This is a genomic window from Acidimicrobiales bacterium, from assembly GCA_036273495.1.
Taxonomy (GTDB): Bacteria; Actinomycetota; Acidimicrobiia; order Acidimicrobiales; family JAJPHE01; genus DASSEU01.
Window position 1 is genome coordinate 1 of sequence record DASUHN010000186.1, and the last position, 8,717, is coordinate 8,717.

Genomic DNA, 8,717 nt, shown 5'->3' on the forward strand with positions numbered 1-8,717 from the left:
GACGCCGAGCGACTGGCCGCCCTGTACACGGCCGGCGGCCCGGGCCGCGGACCGGTCCGGATCGACCAGATGGGGGCGGCCGCCCTCCAGCGGCCCGAGTGCCTGTCCGGGGGCGGGGGACTGGTGGGTACCGCCGCCGACTACCACCGCTTCTGCCAGATGCTGCTGCGGGGCGGGGAGCTGGACGGCACCCGGCTGCTCGGCACGCGCACGGTGGAGTACATGGCCCGGAACCATCTCCCCGGAGGCGCCGACCTGGAGCAGTTCGGCCGGCCCCTCTTCGCCGAGACGACCTACGACGGGGTCGGCTTCGGGCTCGGGTTCTCCGTGGTGGTCGACCCGGTGAAGAACAAGGTGCTGTCGAGCGCGGGGGAGTACGCGTGGGGAGGCGCGGCCAGCACCGCCTTCTGGGTCGACCCCGCCGAGGAGCTGACCGCGGTCTTCCTGACCCAGCTGCTCCCGTCGAGCACCTATCCGATCCGGCCCCAGCTCAAGCAGCTCGTGTACCAGTCGCTCACCGACTGAACAGGGCCTCCCGGCAGGGGGCTGCCGTCAGAACGACGGGTGGAACGTCGGGTCGATGACCCGCCAGCAGCCGCAGCTGGTGAGGAACTGCAGCGGGCGCCAGAACTCCTGGCCCGTCGTGACCCCGGGGTCGAACTTGTTCGGGCCGTAGGGGTAGGAGAACTCGACCGACCGGGCCGCCTGCAGCCCGGCCGCCAGCGCCCGCCGCTGCAGAGCGGGGGCGTGGTTGACGGCCCCGGCCAGCAGCCACAGGTCGTCGCATGCGCTGCCCCCGGCGCCCAGCGGCTGCTGGTACACGGGCGGCATCCCGTTGGCCTGGAAGATGGCGCTGCAGGCCTTGGTTCCCGCCGTCGGTTGCATGCCGGGGGTGACGTCCTCGCCGAACCGGCCGCCGGTGATGGCGACGGCGTCGGCGATGTTGTTCTGGTCCGGGCCCTCGTTGCTGTTGGTGACGGCCACCTCGCCCTCGTCGGGCAGGCCGTACTTGGGCCGGAAGCCCTGCTGCTCCGCCACCTTGGTGAACAGCCCGAAGTTGGGAACCGTGCCGGCCTCGGTCACGTGGGTCACGCCGGATCCCTTGAACTTGAGCACGGCCTGCTCGACGTCACTCGGGCTGGCGAACCCGGTGGGACAGCCCAGGTCGTAGGTGACGATCTGGGCCGCGCTCAGGCCCACCTGGTGGAGCAGGGCCTCCACCTCGGGCGGTTCCTGGGCCACGCAGTCCTCGTACAGGAACCCGAGCTTCCTGAACCCGCTCGAGGCGCTGAAGAAGCCGCGGCCCGCCAGCGCCATGACGGCGTTGCGATAGAGCAGCTCCAGGGTGCTGGCCGAGCTGAAGATGTAGGGGTAGAACTGCTTCTGCTCGGACTGGGGCGGCAGGGTCACGCTGATGTAGGGCAGGCCGCTGTTGGGGAAGCACGCCGCGAGCGACGGGTAGATGTCGTAGGCGCCGTAGTCGACGACCGCGAACACCTTGGCCTGCTCAACGTCGAGGCAGACCTGCTGGAGGTTGCTGGAGTCGGCGGCGTTGGCCTGGAAGAAGACCGGGGCCAGCTTGTGCCGGCATGCCACCCCACCCGAGCTGTTGATGGCGTTGACCACGTTCTGGAAGTACGCCTGCTGCTGGCTGGCGGAGGCGATCCCGAAGGCGCCGTTGGTGGTCGGCCCGAAGATGTTGATGACGATGATGGCGATCTTGATGTCGGCGCCGCTCACACCCTGGTCGGTGCCGGGAGGCGGGCTGCACCCGGTCCCGTTGGGAGTCGCCACGGCCGGTCCCGCCTGGTTCCCGCCGGCGGGGGCGCCGGGCGTGGTTCCTCCACCACCCCCCGGCGAGGTCCCCGCGACCGAGCCGGGTGTGCCTGCGCCCGCTGTTCCCGCCGGGCTCACCGTGGCGCCGGTCGCGGCACCGGCCCGTCCCGGGGCCGCGCCCGGTGAGCCGGCCCCCGAGTTGGGAAAGGTGCCGGCCCCGACGGTCGTGACGGTCGCCTTCGGGGGGACCAGCAGCCAGGAGACCACGGCCACCACCAGGGCGGCGCCGATCCCGGCGGCAACCCGTTGGGGCAGCGGAGCCCGTCCGGCCCACAGCCGGAGTTGTCGGAAGGGCATCACTGGCTCCGGCCCCGGTGTCCGAGGTGCTTGTTTTCGGTCATCCCCCGCCCCCAGCCTCGGAACGAGTGTATTAACTACCCTCGGGGCGGAGATCCGGGGCTCCACCGCTGGGAGCGCCACGTCGAGGGGGAGCCGATGAGTGAGCAGCCAGCCCTGATCTTCGGTGATCGGGTTCTCACCCACGCCGAGCTGTCCCAGCGGGCGGCGCGGTGCCAGGCCGTCATAGCCGCCGCGGGGGCCGGCCCCGGGGACCGGGTCGCCGCCATGCTCCCGAACGGGATCGAGTTCTTCGAGTTCTCGCTCGGCGCCGCCCGGGCCGGCTGCGCCGTCGTCCCGATCAACTGGCACCTCAAGAGCGACGAGGTCTCCTGGCTGCTCCGGGACTCGGGGGCGCGGGTGCTGGCGGTGCACCGGGACTTTGCCGACACCGCCCGGCAGGCCCTCGGTGCCGACGCGCCGACGGTGGTGCTGGTGGTCGGCGGGACCGGGGCGGACAGCTACGAGGCGGCCGTGGCCGGGGCCTCCCCCGTGCCCGAGGACGGTGCCCCGGCCTGGCCCGAGTACGTCTATTACACCTCGGGGACGACCGGCCGGCCCCGGGGGGTCGAGCGCGACCGTCCCCCTGCCGACTCGGCCCTGATCCACGCCGGTCTGGCCGCCATGTGGGGCATCACGGGACAGGACGTGTGGCTGGCGTGCAGCCCGCTCTACCACGCCGCCAACGCCTACTGCTTCACGACCCTGGCCCAGGGCGGCACGGTCGTGGTCCAGGAGCGCTGGGACGCCCGGGAGTGGCTGGCCCTGGTGGAGCGGCACCGGGTCACGGCGTGCTTCATGGTGCCGGCCCACTTCATCCGCCTGCTCGAGGTGCCGGCGGCGGAGCGGGACGGCCACGACCTGTCCAGCCTGCGCCTGGTGCTGCACGCCGCCGCACCCTGCCCCGTGCCGGTCAAGTGGCAGGCCCTCGACGCCCTCCCGTCGGCAGAGGTCTGGGAGTTCTACGGCGCCACCGAGGGGGGCGCCACCCGGATCTCCCCCGACGAGTGGCGCCAGCATCCCGGCAGCGTGGGCCGGCCCTGGCCCGGCGTGGAGATCCGGATCCTCGACGACGACGGCGGGCCCCGTCCTCCCGGCCAGCCCGGGCTGATCTATGTCCGGCCCGCGGGTGACTCCCGCTTCCACTACCGCAACGACGCCGAGAAGACCGGCAGCGCCTGGCGCGACGGGGCGTTCACGGTCGGAGACGTCGGGTACCTCGACGCCGACGGCTACCTCTACATAACCGACCGGGCGTCGGACATGGTCATCCGCGGCGGGGTCAACGTCTACCCGGCCGAGATCGAGGCCGCCCTGCACCGCCATCCGCTGGTCGTGGACTGCGCCGTCTTCGGCGTACCCGACGAACGCTCCGGAGAGGAGCTCAAGGCGCTGGTGGAGACCAGGGAGCCGGTCGAGGTGGCGGTGCTGGCCGAGTTCCTGCGGTCACAACTGGCCGACTACAAGGTCCCCCGACACGTCGAGATCGTCGCCACCCTGCCGCGAGACCCCACCGGCAAGGTGTTGAAGCGCCGCCTGCGGGACGCCCACTGGCAGGACGCCCGCAACGCAGTGGCCGCCACGTGAGGGGGCCCGCATCGCACCATCCGAACCATCGACCCGCGCGAGCAGCGCGATCCAGGAGGTAGCCGTGGACGACTACGCCGTGACCGTAGAGCGGGTGATTCCCGCCCCGGCCGAGGCGATCTTCGCCCTGCTGGCCGACCCGACCCAGCACCCCGCCATCGACGGCTCCGGCACCGTTCGCGCCGCCAAGCCGTCCGGGGAGACGCTGAGCCTGGGCTCCACCTTCGGCATGTCGATGCGCCAGGGCGTGCCCTACAGGGTGCGCAACGAGGTGGTGGAGTTCGAGCCCAACCGCCTGATCGCGTGGGCTCCGGGCATGGGCGGCGTGATCGGCCGCTTGGCGCCCAGTGGGCGGCGGTGGCGCTACGAGCTCGAGCCGGTCGACGGCGGGACGAGGGTCAGGGAGACCTGGGACATCTCCCGGGACAGCCTCAAGGGACTGTTCCGCCGGGGCCGGCTGCCCGAGCGGGTCCGGCGCGACATGACGGCCACGCTCGAGCGCATCGAGAAGCTCGTGACGTGAGCACCACCTCGCGGTGACGGGGCGGGCGTCCCGGACGGCGCCGATGCTTCGCACCGTGGCGACCTCACTGGATCCGAGGCGGTCGTCCCCCCGCTCCCAGGGTGCCGGTCCTCCGGCCCATCACCAGCCCGAACCCGGCGGCGGCCAGTGCCGCCACCCCACCGGCCAGAAGGGGACTCCGGGCCCCGGCCCCGTCGGCGAGCACACCGAGGATCGGTCCGCCGATCGGGGTGGTGCCGATCAGCAGGACGGTCTGGATGGCCAGCACCCGCCCGATCATTTTCCGCTCAGAGCGGATCTGGGCCAGGGCGGTGGTGGCCGTCATGTAGGACACGCTGGCTCCCCCCACCGCCGCCACCACCGGGAAGGCGAGAGCCAGATCGGGCACCGGCCACAGGGCCAGCAGGCTGAGACCGAAGACGGCGGCCCCGATCACGATGGTGCGCAGGCTGATGCGGGACCGGCGGGCCACCGCCAGCGTGCCTAGGACCGACCCGGCGCTGAAGGTGGCGTACACCAGGCCGAAGTCCCCGTCGCTGCCGTGCAGGCCCCGCTCGACGAAGAGCGGGAACACGACGGTGAAGTTGTAGCTGACCGTTCCGATCACCAGCAGCATGACGAAGGAGATCCACACTTCGGGGATCCCGGCCAGATAGCGCAGTCCGGCCCTGATCTGGCCCCGCGCCCGCGGGGTTCGCTCGGCCCGGCGCAGCTCGTCGGGCCTCATGAGCACCAGGGCGGTGATGACCACCACGTATGACGCGGCGTCGACCGTGAAGGTCCAGCCGTAGCCGGCGCCGGCAACCAGGAAGGCGGCCAGGGTGGGGCCGAAGATCCGGGACAGGTTGACCATGCCCGAGTACAGGGTCACGGCGTTCGGCACGTCCTCGGCTCCGACCATCTCGTTCACGAACGAGCGCCGGGCCGGGTTGTCGAAGGCCAGCATCACGCCCCCGGCCAGCATCGTCAGGTAGAAGGCGATCACCGGGGTGTGGGGCAGGAAGGCCAGCACGGCCAGGACGGCCGACTGGGTCATCTCGAGGCTCTGGGTCACGTAGAGCAGGCGCCGCTTGTCCCAGCGGTCCGCCACCACGCCGGCCCAGGCCGACAGCACGAGGATGGGCCCGAACTGGCACGCCGAGAGCAGGCCCACGGCGGCACCGCTGTGGGTCCGGTGCAGGACCAAGAGGGTGACGGCCACGATCGTCAGCCAGTTGCCGCTGTTCGAGATCAGCTGGCCGAAGAAGAACAGCCGGAAGTTCCGCTCCCACAGCGAGGAGAAGGTGCGCCGGATCAGGCCTGCCGGTGCCGCCTCCGCCATCCCCGAGACCCTATTGGCCCTCCCCGTAGTCCCCGAACGGGGCGTCCCGGCGCCGGATGGTCTCGCGGAAGCCCAGCCGGGAGAAGTCCTCGACCCACCGGTAGGCCTCCTCGGTGTGGCGGGTGACGCCGTCGAAGAGGGTCCCGAGCAGCTGGGTGGTGCGCAGGCCCATGTTCTCGAAGGCCTGGTTGATCAGCATCTTGTTCAGAGCCAGCTGGTTGGCGGGGATGTGGCGGAACCGGGCGGCGTACCGCATCGTCTCGGCGTGGAGGGCGTCAGCGGGGAACACCTTCGAGACCAGACCGATGCGGTGGGCGGTGGCGGAGTCGATGGCGTCCCCGCTCAGCAGGAACTCCTTGGCGTGCTCGAGCCCGACCCGGTAGACCCACAGCATCGTCGTCGGTGTGCCGAAGATGCGCGAGGGGGCATAGCCGAGGTGGGCGTCGTCGGCCATGAAGATCAGGTCGCAGCACAGGAGGAGATCGGTGCCGCCCCCGATGGCCCAGCCGTGAAGCTGGCCGATCACCGGTTTCGGACACTCCCAGATGCGCATGAAGCGCCGCACGTTGTGACCCATCATGTGGTAGTCGCGCACCGGGTCCCACGCCCCGGGCCGGGCCTCGACCGGCGCAGCGCCGTAACCGTGCACCGCGAAGCCGGGGTCCCGGGCCCCGAAGTCGAGGTCGTAGCCGGCCGTGAACGTGCGTCCCGCTCCCCGCAGGACGACCGAGCTCACCTCCGGCGACTCGGCCGCCCGGTCCACGGCGTCGGCCAGACCCTGGATGACGGCCTCGTTGAGCGTGTTGAGCTTCTCGGGGCGGTTGAGGGTGACGACGGCCACGCCGTCGGTCTCCTCGTAGGACACCACGCCGGAAGCTGTCGCGCCGTCGACCTCGGCCACCCGCCCTCCCTCGCCGGCTAGTTCCCCACGCCGGCCCGCGTCCGGGGCAGGCCCAGGATGTCGGCCGCCTGGTCCGGGGTGGCGACGGGCCGCCCGACCTTCTCGCACAGCGCCACCGCCTCCGCCACCAGCTCGACGTTCGTCGGTGTGCGCGGGCCGCCGTAGAACTCGAGGCCGAGGTGGAGGTGCCCGCCCCGCTCGAGGGCCACCGCCGCAACCTCGCTGGCGGTGACGTCGCCGCCCACCACCGAGACCGCCCAGGGCAGGTCGCAGCCGGCCAGCATCTCCAGGTAGGCGTCCAGCGCCGTCAGCGTGGGGGGCAGGCCGAACGGGGCCCCGAGGAGGCCGTAGTCCGTCGACAGGTACAGCTTGACCATGGCCCCGGCCGGCAGCTCTCCGGCGTGCCACCACGCCAGGGTGGCGCGCAGGAACCCGGGCTCGTAGACGGCGATGCTCGGGCCCAGCCCGTGCTCCCGGCAGATCTCGAACGCCCGGGTGATGGCGTCGAAGGAGTTGGCGTACACGAACGCCCCGGCCGGCACCCCCCGCTCGTCGACCCCACCGAGGTTGACCGAGCCCGGATCGGTGAGCCCCAGCCGCAGCAGGCCACTGCCCGCCAACGGGGCGAGGTGCTCGTAGCTGAGCGGGGGGCCGAAGTGCGCGGTCGGGTACACCAGGGCGTCGGGGCGGGCGGCCAGCACGGGAAGCCAGCCCTCGAGGTAGCGCTCGGCCGCCTCCTCGACACTGAGGCCGCCCCGGTCGATGTGGTTGTGGACGATGGCGGCGCCGGCCTCGATGCACGCGATGGCGTCAGCGGCGATCTCCTCCGGCTGCCGGGGGACGTTGGGGTTGCGCTCCTTCGTCGTACCGCCGTTGATGGCGGCCTCGATGATCACGGGCGGAGCAGGCATGGCGTCAGGACTCGCAGTGGTGCCCGGACGGGGGCAGGTCGAGGGCGGGGTTGCGGTCGAAGAACCCGACCGGGGACAGCAGGAACCCGCAGTACTCCACGGGCATCACCGGCCAGTCCTCGGGCCGGGCGAAGTGGGTGAGGCCGAACGTGTACCAGAGCACCACGTCGGTGTCGGTGATCGAGCGGTCGGCCTCCGTCCACCGGGCCAGCCCGTCACCGCCCGCGTGCTGGTTGGGAAACTCACCGGCCGCCCGGCGCTCGTCGGCCGAGTACGGGGTCACCCACAGGTTGTGGTGGGCAAAGCCGGCCCGCTTGCCGATCGGGGAGTCGGCGCCGGCCAGCATCAGCGGGGTGGCCATGGTGGGGATCAGCTTGTAGGAGACGGGCCGGCCCACCCGGTTGAGGCTCTCGGGGTTGGCCACCTGCCAGGCCCGCGACCGGGCCGTGTCGGTCTGGCGCCGGGCCGCCTTCTCCCGCTCGAGCAGCGTGGACCGCTGGCGGAAGCCGTTGCCCCACGGGTTGTCGGGCCCGGCGGGAAGGGGCTCGGCCTCGACCTCGTACACCCGGTTGGTCGAGCCGTCCACGTCCATGTCGAGACGGGCGCAGAACAGGTGCTGGTGGTGGGGGGCGGCCACCTGGGGGGCCACCACGTTGGCGAACGGCGGCTGGTCCCCTTCGGCGATCGCCATCGAAGAGACGATCCCGGTCAGCTTCACCTCGAGCTGGATGCCGCCGTCGAGGTAGAGGTACCAGAAGAAGCCGTACTCGTAGTTGCCCACGGTTGTGATGAAGCTGACGACCAGCCGGCGGCTGCGGCGCACCTCGCTGCGGCCGCCCATCAGGTCGACGTGCTTCCACAGGATCCCGTAGTCCTCCTCGTGGAGGCACACGGCGTTCTCGATCACCCACGGCTGGCCCTGCTCGTTGGCCAGGGTGGCGTCGAAGTAGTGGATCTCCCCCAGGCAGTCGCACCCGAGCGTCAGGGGCTGGGTGAGCCGGCCCAGGCCCCACTCCCCGGCGTCGAAGGCGTTCTTCCAGCCGTGGGCCGGGCTCGGGTCCCCGTACGGGACGACCATCTCGCAGATCGAGCCGCGGTGCATGACCGGGCGCACGCGCCCGCCGTCTTCGTAGGCGACCTGGTGCATCACCAGGCCCTCGAACGGCTCGAAGGTGAGCCGGAACTGCCACGGTCCCCAGCGCACCAGGTTCCCCTCGACGCTGAAGCCGGGCCCCTCGGGCTGGGTGATGACGAGCGGCTTGAGGGGCTGACGCAGGGCCGGCTGGTCCTCGGGCAGGAAGC

Annotated in this window: 8 protein-coding genes; 3 read left to right on the top strand and 5 right to left on the bottom strand. The window is 71.8% G+C overall.

Features of this window, described 5'->3' with window-relative positions; genetic code table 11:
- On the top strand, positions 1-525 hold a 525-nt coding region (locus VFW24_07895), incomplete at its 5' end, for a serine hydrolase domain-containing protein (GenBank protein ID HEX5266681.1).
- Positions 526-552: 27 nt separating this feature from the next.
- On the opposite strand, the gene VFW24_07900 is transcribed toward VFW24_07895, so the two are convergent.
- Positions 553-2,133, bottom strand: a complete 1,581-nt coding sequence (locus VFW24_07900) for a hypothetical protein (GenBank protein ID HEX5266682.1) — start codon at positions 2,131-2,133, stop codon at positions 553-555.
- A 30-nt stretch (positions 2,134-2,163) separates the two neighbouring features.
- On the opposite strand from VFW24_07900, the gene VFW24_07905 reads away from it, so the two are divergent.
- Both VFW24_07905 and VFW24_07910 read left to right on the top strand, forming a co-directional pair.
- A complete protein-coding gene (locus tag VFW24_07905) occupies positions 2,164-3,759 on the top strand; it encodes an AMP-binding protein (protein HEX5266683.1) in 1,596 nt (531 codons plus the stop codon).
- A 64-nt stretch (positions 3,760-3,823) separates the two neighbouring features.
- Entirely contained in the window at positions 3,824-4,282 is a 459-nt protein-coding gene (locus VFW24_07910; protein ID HEX5266684.1) for an SRPBCC family protein, read from the top strand.
- A 64-nt stretch (positions 4,283-4,346) separates the two neighbouring features.
- On the opposite strand, the gene VFW24_07915 is transcribed toward VFW24_07910, so the two are convergent.
- From VFW24_07915 to VFW24_07930, 4 genes are all read right to left on the bottom strand, one after another.
- Complete coding sequence (locus VFW24_07915) at positions 4,347-5,603, bottom strand: MFS transporter (GenBank protein HEX5266685.1); 1,257 nt, start codon at positions 5,601-5,603, stop codon at positions 4,347-4,349.
- 10 nt (positions 5,604-5,613) lie between these two features.
- The gene (locus VFW24_07920; protein ID HEX5266686.1) at positions 5,614-6,504 is read right to left on the bottom strand and encodes a crotonase/enoyl-CoA hydratase family protein; all 891 of its coding nucleotides are present in this window, start codon (positions 6,502-6,504) and stop codon (positions 5,614-5,616) included.
- Positions 6,505-6,521: 17 nt separating this feature from the next.
- The gene (locus VFW24_07925; GenBank protein ID HEX5266687.1) at positions 6,522-7,415 is read right to left on the bottom strand and encodes a 3-keto-5-aminohexanoate cleavage protein; all 894 of its coding nucleotides are present in this window, start codon (positions 7,413-7,415) and stop codon (positions 6,522-6,524) included.
- Between the two features lie 4 nt (positions 7,416-7,419).
- Positions 7,420-8,717, bottom strand: a 1,298-nt coding sequence (locus VFW24_07930; protein HEX5266688.1) for a primary-amine oxidase, incomplete at its 5' end; no start/stop codon positions are given.